Source organism: Paenibacillus abyssi, assembly GCF_014640295.1.
GTDB classification, from domain to species: domain Bacteria; phylum Bacillota; class Bacilli; order Paenibacillales; family Paenibacillaceae; genus Paenibacillus_D; species Paenibacillus_D abyssi.
The window spans coordinates 177402-191847 of sequence record NZ_BMGR01000005.1 but is presented as its reverse complement, the minus strand read 5'-3'; the positions used below and the strand labels follow the sequence as shown (position 1 = coordinate 191847).

The window sequence follows — 14446 nt, the reverse complement described above, 5'->3', positions numbered from 1 at the left end:
TCGTTCCTATACTGAGCTCCGAGAAATCTGGTGTGTCCAGTGATAAAGGAGGAAGAACATTGAACATGTCTGAAGCCATATTCAAGCCATCTACCCCGTATGATGAACGCATAAAGGCGGAAGCCAAGAAAAAAGACATTCTCCGATTAGAGCAAATAACCAAACATTTTGGAAACAACAAAGTGGTTGACGCCTTAAGCCTGAATATCCAAGAGGGGGAAATTTTCACGCTGCTTGGCCCCAGCGGCTGCGGCAAGACGACGACTTTGCGCCAAATTGCCGGACTTGAACAGCCGGATTCCGGAAAAATTTATTTTCGCGATACGCTGCTTGTCTCACCATCGGAAAAAATAAATATGCCCACTCATAAGCGGAAGATGGGAATGGTATTTCAATCTTACGCCATTTGGCCTCACCTTAATGTATTCGAAACGGTAGCATATCCTCTTCGTGCCCGGAATGTGAAGAACGCTGAGGTCAAGCGGCGGGTCATGGAGATATTGGAACTGGTTGGTCTAAGCGGAAAGGAGGATCGCGCAGGGCCTGCGCTAAGCGGAGGTCAACAGCAGCGTGTAGCCGTCGCCAGGGCACTGGTATACGAACCGGATATTCTGTTGCTTGATGAGCCGTTTAGTAACCTGGATGTCAAATTGCGCGAGCAGATGCGTGTTGAGCTGAAGCTGCTGCAGCGAAGAATCGGGGTTACGGTCATTCTGGTTACCCATGATCAGATGGAAGCGCTCAGCTTTTCGGACAGGATCGCCATTATGAACCAAGGGAAAATCGAACAATTAGGCACACCAAAGCAGCTGTACGAGAGACCGCAAACGGTATTTGCCCGCGACTTTATTGGGAAAAACATCACCTTGGAGGCAGAGATCGAAAGCGTGGAGCGGGGAGCGGTAAAGGTGATTGTGGGTAAAGGGAAAGGGCAGGGCACCGTGTTATGCGCCAGGCATAATTACGTTACCCAGCCCTCCAAGGGACAGAAAGTTGTCGTTTCTATCCGTCCCGAGGATATTGTGGTTCATGCTTCGGACGGCGAAGCGGACCCTAATGTTCTGGAAGGGGAAATAGACGCTCTGCTGTTTATCGGAGACCGGTATGAATGCCATATCAAGATTGGCGATGAGGCCATTCTGGGATACGTGCCCCGCAACCAAAATTTAGAGGAAGGCAGCAATGTGCGCATACACTTTCCTCTGGAGGGATTGTCCGTATGGCCAAAGTCATAGCAGAACAAAGCCGGTTGACCAGCCGCGGATTCAAGGTTGAAGCCGGTGCGATCTTTTACACGTTGATACTTGCGATCTTGTTAGTCGTTATTGTGTATCCTTTGGGGCTGCTTGTCATTAACAGCTTTATCGTGACGCTTCCCGACGGAACGGAGCAGATCGGATTCGGCAACTGGACGATTGCCTGGGCCCAGCCGGGACTTGTCGAATCCATCTACAATACGTTTAACATGGTCATCGTAACGACAGTGATTGTATTTCCCGTCGGCATATTATTTGCCTGGCTGTTGACCCGCACGGATATACCCGGCAAAGAATATTTGGACTTTTTTATGTGGATTGCGTTTTTTCTGCCGACCTTGCCTGTATTAATGGGTTGGATTCTGCTTATGGACCCGGACTTCGGCTTGGTCAATCAGATGTTTATAGATTGGTTCGGTCTGCAGAAGGGACCGTTCGATATCTATTCCTTCTGGGGGATTATTTGGGCGCACATTGTTATCCGCGGTGTGGCCGCGAAATACATTTTTCTGGCTCCGGCGTTCCGTAATCTCGATTCTTCGTTGGAAGAAGCTTCGAGGATTTCAGGGAGGAGTACACTGGGAACCTTGCTTCGGATTGTGGTGCCTGTAATGACGCCGGCCATTCTCATTACTCTGATCATATCGCTTATTCACACGCTGGAATCATTTGAAATCGAGAGGGTTCTGGGACCGCCAATCGATTTTTTTGTATTCAGCACGAAAATTTACCAGCTGATTGCGGAAGTCAACCCGCAGTTCGGCATGGCGACCGTATTGAGTCTGGTCATTTTAGTATGCATGCTGCCTTTGATTTTTCTCCAGCAGTACATTAATTCCAAACGGAGCTTCGTGACCGTGACGAGTCACTTTAAACGGAATATCGTCCGCCTGGGCGCGATGAAGTGGCCGGCGTTTATTCTCGTATTTGGATTCTGTATGCTCGTTACCGTCGTGCCGATTACGTTTATGGTCCTGGGGACGTTTATGAGCATGTTCGGATTTTTCGACATTGAGAGCGTGTGGACAATGGATCATTGGAAACGTGTACTCCAGGATCCGATCTTGATTAAATCGATTTGGAACACCGTCAAGATGGCGGGCGGCGCCGCCCTAATCGGCATGCTGCTCTATACCTTGCTGGCCTATATTTCAGTTCGAACCAGGTATAGGGCACGGGGAATGATCGATTTCCTTACCTGGCTTCCTGCGGCTATACCGGGAATCATTCTGGGCCTCGGGATGCTGTGGATGTTTCTGGGCGTTCCATTTTTCCGTCCGCTGTATGGCACGATTTTCATTCTGATCCTCGCCGTGTTAATTAATTCGATGACGACAGGCGTTCAGCTGATAAAAACAAACATGGTGCAGTTAGGCAAAGAGCTGGAAGAGGCTTCATCGGTGTCGGGCGGGTCCTGGCTGTATACCTTCAGGCGTGTCATTTTGCCGATTCTCGCGCCCGTGCTTCTTTCCGTCGGCACATTGACCTTTATTGCGGCCTCCAGAAATGTAGCCAATATCGCGATGCTCGTTACAGGCGAGAATCGCCCGATCGCGATGCTTCAGCTGGATTATATGGCGGACGGCAGCTATGAAGCAGCGGCCATTTCAGGTGTCTTCGTCGTGATTATGACCATTGGCGTAGCGTTTATCGCGAGATGGATCGGCAAGCGAATCGGTATTCACATTTGATGTAGAATGGAAGAAGAGGTTTTCAGATGATTAAACCAACCACTCCGGGTCCCTCTTGTCCGGATGAAAACACGGATGATGCTTGGAAGCGCACCCTTTGGGTGATGGCGGTCGCCCAAGGCTTAATGATGATGGCCTTCACGAGCTCAGACACCTTTCTCCCGCTGTTTATCGAACAGCTCGGTGTGCATGATCTGCACGAGAGAACCGTGTGGTCCGGCGTTATTTTCAGCTCGGGTTTTCTGATGTCGGCGATCGTCTCGCCGCTATGGGGATCGGTAGCCGACCGCAAGGGACGTAAATTAATGGTGATGCGTTCGACGCTGGCTATTGCTTTATTCACCTGCCTCATGGGTTTTACTTTCTCCGTGTGGCAGCTATTTGCCGTCCGGATGCTGCAGGGTGTGTTCAGCGGCTTTTCGGGAGCTGCCATTGCACTCGTGGCGACCAAAATCCCGGAGGAACGGCTGGGCTTCGCCCTGGGCTGGCTGGCATCAGCCGCCATGGTCGGCTCCATGATCGGCCCGCTGGCGGGTGGTATATTGGTCGATGCCGTGCACAACTACCGGGTCGTATTTTTTCTGACATCCGGCTTCGCCCTGCTGGCATTCTCGATTACGGCGCTGTTTATCAAAAAAGATTCCGTCGCGGCGAACGCCGGCTCTAACCAGCCGAAGCTTACGCTCCGCCAGCAGTTCCAATCGGTTCGGGAGCTGAAAGTGCTCTGGACGATCATTCCTGTTCTGTTCTTGGCGCAGTTCGCTGTTAAAAGTATCCAGCCGGTGCTCCCCTTATTCGTGAAGGAGCTATCGGGCGATTCAGCCTACCTCGGCACGCTGGCCGGCTTCGCCATCGCGGTTACCGGCCTGGCGGGACTGGTCGCCTCGCCGATCCTCGGCAAACGCGGGGACATGCTCGGCTACCGGCGAATGCTGACGATTTGCATGACGGGGACGGCGCTTTTTTTCCTGCCTCAGGCCCTCGCCCCTAATATTTGGGTGCTTCTTGCGTCACGCTTTGGCCTGGGTCTGTTCATCGGAGGAATTCTTCCGGCTGCGAACGCCCTCATCGCGCAGATGACTCCGAAAAGTCAGCGCGGGAGGGTGTTCGGATTCACCTCAAGCGCGACATTTCTGGGCAGCTTCGCCGGGCCTCTTTTCGGGGGGCTTGCCTCCGCCGCTTTTGGCATCCGTTTCATGCTGCTTGCAGTTTGTGTGATTTATGTGCTGAATGTGATTTGGGTGAGGCTTGTCGTGCAGCCCCCGCCTCTCCGTTCGGCCGATGTGTCAGCTAGCGAATCATAAGTAGGTCAGTAAGATCATTTGGGAGATCCAAATGGTATATGCCTTATAAAAACATTGAAACGAGGGATAGCGGATGAGGATCATTGTAGGTATTTCGGGAGCGACAGGAGCAGTATTCGGGATTCGCCTGTTAGACGTTCTTCAGCAATTGGGAGTGGAAACGCATCTGGTGATGTCCAAATGGGCGGAAACAACGATCAGGCTGGAAACGGGCTATACGGTGCAGCAAGTCAAAAATATGGCGGCTGTCGTTCACGATCCGATGAACCAGGCTGCCTCCATATCCAGCGGCTCGTTTCGCGTGGACGGTATGATAATTGCCCCCTGCAGCATGAAAACATTGGCGTCGATCCGTGTCGGTTTCGCCGAGGGGCTTCTCGGCAGAGCGGCTGACGTCATTTTAAAAGAACGCAAAAAGCTCGTGTTACTTGTTCGTGAAACTCCGCTAAGCGATATCCATCTGGAAAATATGCTGGCACTTTCACGGATGGGTGCGGTGATCCTGCCGCCGATGCCCGCATTTTACAACAAACCGGCGACGCTGGATGACATGGTTAACCATATCGTGGCGCGGACATTGGACCAATTCGGCATCGATAATACGCTAACCAACCGTTGGCAGGACCCGGTAGAACAAAAACACCTGTAATACAGGATAGAATGCGGCCGATGCCGTCATGCAATGCCGTACCAGCTGCACACGGGAGTGAGATGAAGAGGAGGACTGGACTTGGAGATCAAGGTGTTCATCGAATACAAAATCATTTCAGAGAAAAGAGATATGTTTATGCAGCTTCTGCCCGATCTGAAACAAAATGCCGCCGAGCATGGCGGACGGGAATACAAAATCTATGAGGGTACGGATCAGCCTAATCTCATCGTGGAGGAGTTCCTCCTCCAGGACATTGAACGTTATCAAATGATAAAAGCAGAACGCTTGAATCCCGATTCTCCATTCTGGAGCAAGCATCATGAACATATCGCAGGAGGGGCAGACAAGCTGCATATCTGGGCCTTTAAGGCATTGGAATAGGGTTCAATGAATGGTAACCGAAGGATAATGTTGTTCAGAGAAACGCAAGGTAGTCCAATAAAAATAAAGCAGGAACCTCTCATTTGTGGGGGTTCCTGCTTTTTTACTTACTGAAAACGAACAAATATTCGCTGACGTACTCTGGTCAATTGAAACAGTCATAATTAAGAACAAAGAGAATGTATGCTGCATTTTTATAGGGGGACAAATTTTGAAATATACAGGCAGGGTCGTGGTTATATCCCTATTTATTTCCGTTATAGCAGTTTGGACTATATTGTATTTTTTAATTGTTTCGGACGCCGGTATATACCTGCCTATTACCAATGGGTTCCTCCAATATAGCTTTGGATATACCATCCTCATTGTCCCTATTTTATGGTGGCTGGGAAAGCAGTACGATAAAGCCAAGTATCTTACGGAAAGAGATGACTTGACTGGAGCATATAACCGCCGGTATCTACTGGATAGGTTTGGTGAAATTAAACCGGCCAGTCTAAGCCTCTCGATTATAGATGTGAATGATTTTAAGATGATTAATGACACGTATGGTCATCACCTAGGGGATGAGGTGTTGCGGGATGTCTTAACAATGCTTCGTTATGTTCTTAACAAAGAAGATATCGTTGTGCGGGTGGGTGGAGATGAATTCTTGGTGATTTCCGAATCGCACTGTCTTCTGAGTCAACAAATTGATTTTGATTTAGACAACAATATGCGGGTTTCCGTTTCAGTTGGCACTGCGGTATATCCGGAACAGGCAACAACGCTAAACCAGTTATTACAGGTTGCGGATAACAATATGTATCGAATAAAGAAACGTAAGCGGTGAAGGTTGGTAGATCGTCGTTTACATAGGGAGTGATTTTAAAAAGCGGGGGGAAACCGGGATTTAACCGTATACAGTACATGTGGAGAGTGTGGCATCCTTGATCTATGAGGTGGTGTAGAAAACAAAAGAGTTAACCTACGTCCCCAAAAGTCTGCAGCAAAATAAGTTTACCGCAGAGCCAAGCGGATTTTAGGCATTTGACCTGATTTTCGCTAGGCTCTTTTTAGCGTTCTTTAGTAATTTCCGCTTGAAGGCCTCAAATCCCTTGCTGTATCTGATTTTGCCATAGTTTAACTTTTATCGACAGAATACTACTGGATTCGAGCTAAGCTTTATTCCCTTAATGGTTACATCATTAGTTTTTCGAAAAAAGTTATTGACTATTTTGGAAAGGCATGTTAAATTGAAAGCGTTAACACAATTGTATACAATAAATAACGTTATAAGCTAAAAATAATAAAAATCAGTATACAATTTAAATAATTTACATTCCAATCTGGATATTTGATTGTCATAAAGAATAATTATTAGTATAATTGTATACTATGTTATGATTATAACAATCAATCTGAGTTGAAACTCAAATGGAGTGTGCAAAGTGGAAAAAGAAGAAATGGTTAACAATGATCAGGGCAATTCGAGATTTAGTGTGGTATATGAAACCTTAAAGAAAAAGATTGTGGAGGGTGATTTGCCTTCAAATACTCCCTTAGTCGAAGAAAAACTGGCCAAGGAATATAAGATGAGCAGAACGCCCATCAGGGAAGCAATCCGGCATCTGGTCAAGGATGGATTGGTCGAATTTTTTCCAAGAAGGGGGGCTTTAGTAAAAGAAATTACGATCAAAGATATTGAGGAAATTTTTACTGTAAGAGAGGCTCTTGAAGGGATTAGCGCTAGGATTGCGGCAAGTGTGATTGATGAACAAAATATCATTTTGCTGCAAGAGGCACTGAACAAAGCTGATTATGAGCTTGAAAACGGAGACAAGGAGAATTCTTTTGAGTTGGGAAATCAATTACATGAGATTGTCCTTGACGTTACAGGCAACAATAAGATCTTGACTATCGTTTCCGATTTTAAGAACCAGCTTCAGAGATTTCATTATTTTTCCTACCATATTCCTGGAAGATTAGAATTATCGAATAAGGAACATTGGGAAATATTCGAGGCGATTAAAGCCGGGGATGGTGAACTTGCGGAGCGCAGAATGAGAAAACATGTGAGGGGAACCAAAGAATCCATCATATTTGCAGTGAAAAACAACATTAGAACAATATAAATGAAATGAGAATCCTTCACTAATTCCCAACTCTATTAGGAGGTAATGGTTATGAAAGTAAAAAGTATTCAAACGTATATTTTACGAGCCCCACTAGGAGATGAACGTTTTTACTCCTCCCAATGCTCTTTCCCTGAGCGAAATAGTTTAATCGTTAAAATTGAAACGGAGGACGGGATCATCGGGTGGGGGGAGGGAGGGCAATACGGTCCTCCCGAACCCGTCGCCGCTGTTGTGAAACATGTCTTAACACCAAAATTAATGAATAAAACGTTACAAAGTCCGATTAAAGTGTTTGAACAAAATTATGCGGATACACGGGATTTCGGACAAAAAGGGACCTATATTGAAGCGTTAAGCGCAGTAGATATCGCTTTATGGGATATCTACGGCCAGATGTTAAATAAACCGGTACATAGTTTAATTGGGGGCTCATTTCGGGAAAGCATATTTGCCTATGCAACAGGCTGTTACTACAGAGGCGAGGATGTTCTCAATTACAAAGCTTCATTGCCTAAATTGGCTAAAGAAGCCCGTTCTTACGTCGATGCGGGATTTCAGATGTTAAAAATGAAAGTTGGTCTATTATCAATAGAAGAGGATATTGAGAGGGTGAAAACCATCCGAGAGGCCATTGGGCCTAATACGTCCCTCTTAGTGGATTGTAACCATGCTTATAATGCTTTTACGGCAGTGAAAATGGCGAAGGAACTTGAAAAATTCAATGTTATGTGGCTGGAAGAACCCGTTGTTCCGGAAGACCGAATGGGTTACCGGGAAGTTAGATCTTCAACCAACATTCCAATTGCGGGAGGAGAGTGCGAGTTCACCAGATTTGGTTTTAGAGATTTATTTCTAGGAGGCTGTGTAGATATAGCCCAACCGGATATTTGCGTTTCCGGAGGGTTTTCCGAATGGATGAAAATACAGGCACTGGCCTCAAGTTTCGGTGTAACTGTCATTCCACATGTATGGGGGTCGGGAATTGCCCTGTCTGCGGCTCTTCATGTATTAGCATCGATCCCGCCAAGCCCGCATACGGCCAATACTGTTCCGCTGCAAAATGAGCCCATAGTCGAGTACGATCGAAACCCTAATCCGCTCAGAGATGAACTTTTAAAGACACCAATAACCTTACAAAAAGGAAAAGTACTTGTTCCACAGCATCCCGGACTAGGAATTGAAGTCAATTTAGATGCGATATCGAAATATGGAAGCGAATTTTAAAAAGGGGTTATCGCATGTATAAAATCAGCATTTTAAAAAATGCGGACTGGTTTGCCCCTGGTACGGTTATATATGATCACGCCTATGGGGTACACGACCCGGTAAAAATTTGTTTGGTTTGTTTTTTGATTGAAGGACAAGGCCGGAAAATTATGGTTGATACAGGGATGGATGGGATTGATCAAACGTATACGGAGGAGCATAAAGACCGATTTGATCATTTGGGTCCAAGCAAAGACACCAAAGAATTGTTAAAGGAGGCCGGTACTTCTTGTGAGGAAATTGATACCGTTCTATTAACACATCTGCATTTTGACCACTACTGGAATATCGAGCAGTTTCCAAATGCCAATGTTATTGTCCATCGCAAAGAATGGTTTCATGTTTTAGACCCGCATAATCTGCCAATCAACCCCATGAAGAGCTTTCCAAGAAAACCGATAGCCTATTTGGCTGGAGAAGCGTTCGGACGGCTGACTTTAGTTGATGATGAGTATGAGGTATGTCCTGGCATATCCATGCACTGGATTGGAGGTCATTCGCCGGGTGGAATGGTCGTCAAAGTTATCACCAATGAAGGTACTGTTATTATTGTAGGGGATGCCTTTTACCTGTACGAGCATATTGAAAACAATATTCCAATTGGCTATTGTACGGACTACCGCGAAGTATTAGCCGGATATGAATGGCTGCGTAAACAAAACGCAACACTTTTACCCGCACATGATTATAAGATATTCAAAAAACATCCATCACTAATCATAGGATAAAAAGATATGTAAAATGGCGGATTCCATAAAAATGGTTGTATAGTCCTAACAACTTATGCAGGGGGCAAAATTAAAAGGGCTTATAAAAGAAGGTATTTTGTGAAAGCGTTTTCATATTAAGTGCAGCTATCGACCATCTCGGTGCAGTGGAGTGTGAAATCATGAATTCTTTTAAAGGGGGTGGAAGGCATGTAACCGCTAGTAATCACCACGTCCATCACGTTAGGTAAGACTAAAACTAACTCTAACATTTAAAAGGAGGAATTAGCATGTCGTCTTTGAAATTTACGCTGGAAAATATTGATAAGGTGATTGACAGAAGTGCAATGGTTGCCCCGGAGATCGATCCGAAGCGCACCGCGCTGCTCGTAATGGATATGCAGCCCGTATGCACCGACGCCAATGGTGCGCTGGCTATCCCGAGTGTGGGAGGCGCACCGAGTGGAAAGGACACGGTCGAGCCGGTCGAACGTGTCGTCAAGCGGTTCCGTGAGGAAGGTTGTCCGGTTATATGGTCGCAGTGGGGGCTAAGTCCTGACGGTCTTGATAAGGGTATCTGCGCACTGAAATGGCCGGGCTTAAACCCGGGTACGCCGGATTCGCCTGCAAGCTGGGGGAACCCTCAGACAGACAATTTTGCGGGCGAACTCGAACCCCTTGAAGGGGAACCTGTCTTGCGGAGGAGCCGCTTCAGCGTCTTCTTCGGCACGCAGCTTGAAGAATACTTACGGGAGCTTGGGACGGAGTTCCTGGTTATCGCCGGCATCACCTCGGCTAACTGCGTCCATTCCACCACGATCGACGCATGGAACAGAATTTACAAAGTTATCGTGCTTGCGGACTGCACGACTGCGGTCCCTAGTCCCCATACGCATGATGTGCCCCTGGGGTACGGGCAGCACTGGGAAGCGCTGCGGAATATCCAAATGAACTACGGCGATGTTATCACAAGCGAGGAGCTCTTCGGGAAACTGGACGCCGCCAAGAAATCCGACAAATACCAGCGGGCGTAATACTCATTCCTACGATTAATGGCTAAGGCCGGCGATTATCGGCTCAGGCGCTAACATATTTTTAATGGAAGTTTATGAGGGGAGCGATAGAAATGAGACTAAAGGGCAAGCGCGTTGCGCTGCTTATCGAAGATGATTACCAGGAGCTGGAGGCGTGGTATCCGGTTCTCCGGCTCCAAGAAGAGGGCGCGACGGTCGTCATTGTCGGATCGGGCAGGAAATCCACATTTGAGAGCAAGCTCGGTTACCCGATGAAGGTTGACCGGTCTGCGGACGAGGTTAAGGCAGACGAGTTCGACGCGGTACTGATTCCAGGCGGATTCGCTCCGGATCACATGCGGCTCTCCCGGCCTATGGTGGATTTCGTCCGCGGAGCGTACGAATCCGGGAAGTTGACGGCGGCTATCTGTCACGGCGGATGGATGCTCGTATCTGCTGGTGCGGTACGCGGACGGAAGGTGACCGGCTATCTGCCGATTCGCGACGACGTGGTGAACGCCGGGGGTGAGTGGGTTGATGCTGAGGTTGTAGCTGACGGAAATGTGATTACGTCCCGGACGCCTGACGATTTGCCTGCCTTCGCTCGGCAGATCGTCGAGTACTTGGAACGGTCATCCGTGAGCAGCGCCGTCTAAGAGTCTATGAAAGTTGGAGATTGAAAGAGGAAATCACACAGCCCGCGAAGTCGATGGATTAACAGCAATAACCATCCATTTCGCGGGAACAGATTCACTGGATATGTCCTTCGCACTGCCGGTGCCCAATACCCTTCGTCTATATTTTCTCTTATTTTCAAGTAACGAAGATCACGGATTCAGCTGAATATAATCGAAATGATTATTCTACTTGGGGAGGTAGATTTCAATGGTATCTCAGGGACAAAAACCGTATTTAACGCATGAGATGACGAAGAAGCTTCTGGAATCATGTGAGCAGAAGGCTAAAGAATTAAACATAGCGATCAATGTAACGGTGCTGGATGACGGGGGGAACCTGAAGGGGTTCATTCGCATGGACGGCGCTCCCTTGATGGGGCTGCAGATTTCGCAAAAAAAAGCCCACACCGCGGTTGGCTTCGGCATCCCGACTTCCGATTGGTATGGAATCATTAAGGATCAACCGGAGCTGCTGCACGGACTTGTGCAAATGGACAATATGGTTATCTTTGGCGGCGGGTTGCCGATTTATATCGATTCGCATGTAGTAGGAGGCATCGGTGTTTCAGGAGGATCGGCGGAGCAGGACGGAATCTGCGCGCAGGCTGCACTGGGTGCTTTGCCGGTATCTGTGTAAAGTTTGCAACCGGAATTTCCACTATATAGCGATACAAGGTAAGTGATGAAACCACCCTGAATCCGTGATCCGCGTTACTTGAAAATCTAACCCAATTTGTTGTACATAGGGGTCTGTCAATGAAAATAAACGGGCTTGCTGCTATCAAGGTGTCAGTGAATTTTACAGGAATGGAGGATAACAAATGGCAGTAGAGGATGATCACGTGCTTATTTCGTTAACCGGAATCACCAAGGAATTTCCTGGCGTGAAGGCGCTTGAGAACGTTTCGCTCGATGTGCGAAAAGGGGAAGTGCTGGCACTGGTGGGGGAAAATGGTGCAGGTAAGTCTACGTTGATAAAGATTTTATCGGGCTTATATCACAAGGATAACGGGGAAATCCGCGTCCGTGGGAAATCTGTAGAAATACAAGATGCCAGACATGCTCAAGAACTTGGTATTAGTACCATATTTCAAGAGCCAACTTTGGCTCCTCATTTAACCGCAGTTGAGAATGTATATCTCGGACGGGAAATTTATCATTCGTATTTTGGCGGAACAGTGAAAATTCTAAATGAAAAAGAAATGTACCAAGAAACGGAAAAGCTTTACCGGAATTTCTTTTCTACAGTTGAGGATCTTAAACGGCCGGTAATCGAACTTGGTGCTTTGAAAAATCGCGTCATTGAGATTGCGAAAGCACTATCTGTTAAGGCGTCCGTTGTCATTATGGATGAACCAACGGCTGCTCTTGCGGAACACGAACGTGAAGTTTTGTTTGACTTCATACGGGCGCTAAAGGAACAAGGCGTATCGGTTATTTATGTATCCCATCATCTCAAAGAGCTGTTCTTACTTGCTGACCGTTTTCATGTGATGCGTGACGGGAAGCACATAGCAACCGTTAGTGCCGATGAGACAGATATTGACCAGCTCGTCTCCATGATGGTAGGGCGTGAGATATCGAATTTCATTGCCAAGGAAACGGTCCCGATTGGCGAAGAGTCTTTGCGAGTTATAGGTTTAAACCAACCGGGCGTTTTGAAGAATATTAATTTCCATATTAAAAAAGGAGAAATTGTAGGTATAGCCGGGCTTGCCGGTTCTGGACGAACGGAAACCGTCCGGGCCGTTGTAGGTGCAGATCGAATCAGTTCAGGCGCCGTAGAAGTAGATGGCAAACCATTTCGAATTCAATCGCCACGCGATGCGATTCGCGCCGGTATCGGCTTGCTCCCGGAAAATCGAAAATTGCATGGAGCGTTAATCGAGATGTCGGTCAGTAATAATATAACACTAGCTTCGATTAAACGGGTTCTTTCAAAGAAGTTTGTGTTAAAGAAAAAAGCAGAATTAGATATCGCATCCGATTATGTACAACGTTTAGGGATTAAGACGCCTACTGTGCACCAAAAAGTCAGGTTCTTAAGCGGTGGCAATCAACAAAAAGTCATTTTGGCCAAATGGCTCTTCACGAAGCCCAAAGTATTGATTTTTGATGAACCGACAATAGGTATTGATGTAGGCGCAAAGGTCGAAGTCTACAATTTAATGGCAGAGTTTGTGAGGGGTGGAGGAGGCATCCTTATGGTTTCTTCCGATCTGCCTGAGCTTATGGGACTCTCCGACCGTATTTATGTCATGCACAAAGGAGAATTTGTCCATGAGTTTTCACGTGATGAAGCGACGGAGGAGAACATTATGTACTACGCTTCAGGAGGACATCAATGATAACGAATCCTAAGATTACAATCCATTCTAAAAAAACGGCGAATTCCAAAAATCCTTTTCTTATTCTTTTGACGCGCGAGGGGGTTGGTGTATCCCTTATCCTCATCTTAATGTTTCTGTTTCTGGCAGTATCGGCACCAAACTTCTTAACGGTCGGCAACTTATCGAACTTATTAGTGCAATCATTATTCGTCATGCTTGTTGCTTTTGGAACCATGTTCGTGCTTTCAACCGGGGGCATTGATTTATCGGTGGGGTCGGTGCTTGGACTCGCCGGTGGAGTTACCGGGTGGCTCATGATGAATGGCTTAAACATGTGGATCGCGATCTTGGCAGGTTTATTTGTAGGTGCACTCATTGGTGCCATCAATGGACTCATCATTACGAAATTAGGCGTTTCGGCCTTTTTAGTGACCTTTGCCATGTTATATATAGCACGGGGAGTGTTATACCTGCTCACTAAAGATGAACCCATTCGCAATTTTGTCACGCCGGAGTTTGCATTTCTTGCGCAGGGAAAAGTGCTGGGAATTCCGATGCCGGTTTTGATCACATTAGTCATTTTTCTGTTATTGTATTTTATTTTCAAATCTACCAGTTATGGACGTTTGATTATTGCTGCAGGCTCCAATACAGAAGCGGCACGCTTATCCGGTGTGTCCACAGATAGAATCAAAATAAGTGTATATGCGCTATCGGGATTACTGGCTGCAGTAGCTGGTATCCTGCTGACTTCACGTCTAACGTCAGTGCAGCCATCCATGGGATCGGAATATGAGCTGGAGGCGATCGCTGCAGCAGTCATTGGCGGTACCAGTTTGTTCGGTGGTAAGGCAAGTGTGGTTGGGGTGGCTATTGGCGCACTGATACTTGGACTTGTATCTAACGGCTTGGATCTCCTTTCAGTGAACCAGTTTTATCGCTTAATCATTACGGGGTTAATCATTATTACTGCAGTAGCCATTGAACGTTATTTAGCTGCCAAAAGCTGATTTGATCAATAACATCAATAGTAAAAATACTCAAGAGGAGGG

The 14446-nt window shown here is 46.9% G+C and carries 14 protein-coding genes; all 14 read left to right on the top strand.

The genetic code is table 11. The features are described from left to right. Positions 1–65 precede the first annotated feature (65 nt). The 14 genes from IEW11_RS09400 (at position 66) to IEW11_RS09335 (ending at position 14404) form a co-directional block, all read left to right on the top strand. The gene (locus IEW11_RS09400; protein ID WP_188530913.1) at positions 66–1235 is read left to right on the top strand and encodes an ABC transporter ATP-binding protein; all 1170 of its coding nucleotides are present in this window, start codon (positions 66–68) and stop codon (positions 1233–1235) included. Further along, entirely contained in the window at positions 1220–2947 is a 1728-nt protein-coding gene (locus tag IEW11_RS09395) for an ABC transporter permease (RefSeq protein ID WP_188530803.1), read from the top strand. The genes IEW11_RS09400 and IEW11_RS09395 overlap by 16 nt, the downstream gene beginning before the upstream one ends. 26 nt (positions 2948–2973) lie before the next feature. Further along, positions 2974–4251, top strand: coding sequence for an MFS transporter (locus IEW11_RS09390; protein ID WP_229725085.1), 1278 nt, complete (start codon positions 2974–2976; stop codon positions 4249–4251). Positions 4252–4324: 73 nt separating this feature from the next. Beyond that, the gene (locus IEW11_RS09385; RefSeq protein WP_188530802.1) at positions 4325–4900 is read left to right on the top strand and encodes a non-oxidative hydroxyarylic acid decarboxylases subunit B; all 576 of its coding nucleotides are present in this window, start codon (positions 4325–4327) and stop codon (positions 4898–4900) included. 81 nt (positions 4901–4981) lie between these two features. Beyond that, entirely contained in the window at positions 4982–5284 is a 303-nt protein-coding gene (locus tag IEW11_RS09380) for a hypothetical protein (protein WP_188530801.1), read from the top strand. Positions 5285–5495: 211 nt separating this feature from the next. Next, positions 5496–6116, top strand: a complete 621-nt coding sequence (locus IEW11_RS09375) for a GGDEF domain-containing protein (RefSeq protein ID WP_188530800.1) — start codon at positions 5496–5498, stop codon at positions 6114–6116. A 598-nt stretch (positions 6117–6714) separates the two neighbouring features. After that, a complete protein-coding gene (locus tag IEW11_RS09370) occupies positions 6715–7398 on the top strand; it encodes a GntR family transcriptional regulator (RefSeq protein ID WP_188530799.1) in 684 nt (227 codons plus the stop codon). A 51-nt stretch (positions 7399–7449) separates the two neighbouring features. Continuing rightward, complete coding sequence (locus IEW11_RS09365) at positions 7450–8625, top strand: mandelate racemase/muconate lactonizing enzyme family protein (protein ID WP_188530798.1); 1176 nt, start codon at positions 7450–7452, stop codon at positions 8623–8625. Positions 8626–8639: 14 nt separating this feature from the next. After that, on the top strand, positions 8640–9395 hold the full coding sequence (locus IEW11_RS09360) for an N-acyl homoserine lactonase family protein (protein WP_188530797.1): 756 nt from the start codon (positions 8640–8642) through the stop codon (positions 9393–9395). Between the two features lie 269 nt (positions 9396–9664). After that, a complete protein-coding gene (locus IEW11_RS09355) occupies positions 9665–10408 on the top strand; it encodes a cysteine hydrolase family protein (RefSeq protein ID WP_188530796.1) in 744 nt (247 codons plus the stop codon). Between the two features lie 92 nt (positions 10409–10500). Next, positions 10501–11043, top strand: coding sequence for a type 1 glutamine amidotransferase domain-containing protein (locus IEW11_RS09350; protein ID WP_188530795.1), 543 nt, complete (start codon positions 10501–10503; stop codon positions 11041–11043). A gap of 229 nt (positions 11044–11272) precedes the next feature. Next, the gene (locus IEW11_RS09345) at positions 11273–11701 is read left to right on the top strand and encodes a GlcG/HbpS family heme-binding protein (RefSeq protein ID WP_188530794.1); all 429 of its coding nucleotides are present in this window, start codon (positions 11273–11275) and stop codon (positions 11699–11701) included. Between the two features lie 184 nt (positions 11702–11885). Continuing rightward, positions 11886–13412 carry a sugar ABC transporter ATP-binding protein gene (locus IEW11_RS09340; RefSeq protein ID WP_188530793.1) on the top strand — a complete coding sequence of 509 codons (1527 nt, stop codon included), beginning with the start codon at positions 11886–11888 and terminating at the stop codon, positions 13410–13412. Then, complete coding sequence (locus tag IEW11_RS09335; RefSeq protein ID WP_188530792.1) at positions 13409–14404, top strand: ABC transporter permease; 996 nt, start codon at positions 13409–13411, stop codon at positions 14402–14404. The genes IEW11_RS09340 and IEW11_RS09335 overlap by 4 nt, the downstream gene beginning before the upstream one ends. Positions 14405–14446 lie beyond the last annotated feature (42 nt).